Genomic DNA, 1,642 nt, shown 5'->3' with positions numbered 1-1,642 from the left:
GCAGGTCACCGCCGGCCGCCGGTGGCCGGCCTGATCCCTGCTCGGGTGGTGTGCTGCGGCTACGGTGTGGGCAGGTGTGCCGGGAAGTCTGGTCGGCGGTCATATCCGCACGACCACGAAGGACTCCCGTGATGAGCGATTTCGCGCTGCGCGCCGCCGGCCTGACCAAACGGTACGGGCGGCTCACCGCCCTCCACGACCTCACCATCGACGTCGCCGCGAGTGAGGTGTTCGGGTTCCTCGGCCCGAACGGCGCCGGCAAGTCCACTACCATCCGCTTGCTGCTCGGACTGGCCCGCCCGAGTGCCGGCCGGGCGTGGGTGTTCGATGTCGACGCCGTGGACGTCGCTCGCGCGCACCGGTTACTGGCATACGTGCCGGCCGATGTCGCGTTGTGGCCGCAGTTGACCGGCGCGGAGATCCTGCACCTGCAGGCGTCCACCGGTCCGGGCGTCGACCTGGCCTACCGCGACGAGCTGGTCGAACGGTTCGCCCTCGACCCGTCCAAGCCCGCCCGGACCTACTCGACGGGGAACCGGCAGAAGGTCGCGCTGATCGCCGCTTTCGCCACCCGCGCGCCGCTGCTCGTGCTCGACGAGCCGACCAGCGGCCTCGACCCCCTGATGGAACGCGAGTTCCGCACCGCCGTCGCCGCCGCCCGTGACCGCGGACAGACGGTCTTCCTCAGCTCGCACCAGCTGGCCGAGGTGGAGGCGGTCTGCGACCGGGTCGCGATCCTGCGCGCCGGAAGGCTGATCCAGGTGGCGCCCATCCACGAGTTGCGCGCCCTGCATCGGTCCGAGGTCACCCTCACCTACACCGGAACACCACCTGTCCTGACAGCGATCGCCGGCGTCGACGACGTGCAGCCGACCGGGGACGGGCAGTTGCGGTTCACGTTGACCGGGCCACCCTCGCCGGCCCTTCAGGCGCTGGCGGCGGCCGACATCACCGGCCTGACGGTGCGGGAGCCGAGCCTGGAGGAGATCTTCCTCGACTACTACGGCACCGGGAGCACCCGATGACCGTAGCGACAGCAACCTCACCCGCCACCGGGATCGCGCTTGCCGGCAGGCCTCGGCTGGCGGTGACCCGCCTGGCGCTACGGCACATCCGTCGCGGCTCCCTGATCGTCATCACCCTGGCCGCTGGCATGTCGGCGCTGGTCTCGGCGACCTACGCCGGTGTCATGGCCGATCCGGCCGCCGCCGGCAGCCTGCAGGCCCTGGCCGGGAACCCGGCAATCCGCACCCTGTTCGGCGAGCCGGTCGGGCTGGACAACGCAGGCGGGTTCACCGTCTGGCGGGTCGGCACGTTCGTGGCCGTCCTGCTCGGCGTGTGGGCGATCCTTGCCACCACCCGCATCACCCGCGGCGAAGAAGACGCCGGGCGCTGGGATGCGCTGCTCGCCGGCCGCCTCACCGTGCGCACGGCCGTGACCCGGCACGTCACGGTTGTCATGACCGCCGCTTTCGCCGCCGGATGCGGGGTCAGTGCCGTGCTGCTGGCCGCGGGCACCCCGCCGGCCGGAGCACTGATCCACGGGGTGGGTCTGGGCGTGCTGGGGATGTACTTCGCCGCGGTCGCCGGCCTCGCCGCCCAGGTGTTTCCCACCCGGACGCCGGCGACCGGGACCGCTGTG

Annotated in this window: 1 protein-coding gene and 1 pseudogene; both read left to right on the top strand. The window is 72.0% G+C overall.

Annotation, left to right across the window (positions count from 1 at the left end; translation table 11 throughout):
* Positions 1 to 131: 131 nt before the first annotated feature.
* Positions 132 to 1,025, top strand: coding sequence for an ABC transporter ATP-binding protein (locus AB0M20_RS42315; RefSeq protein WP_364307039.1), 894 nt, complete (start codon positions 132 to 134; stop codon positions 1,023 to 1,025).
* Positions 1,022 to 1,642: pseudogene (locus tag AB0M20_RS42310) on the top strand (hypothetical protein); the annotation flags it as partial. The gene AB0M20_RS42315 and the pseudogene AB0M20_RS42310, both read left to right, overlap by 4 nt.

Source organism: Actinoplanes sp. NPDC051633, from assembly GCF_040681735.1.
Taxonomy (GTDB): Bacteria; Actinomycetota; Actinomycetes; order Mycobacteriales; family Micromonosporaceae; genus Actinoplanes.
This window is presented reverse-complemented; position numbering and strand designations above follow the sequence as displayed.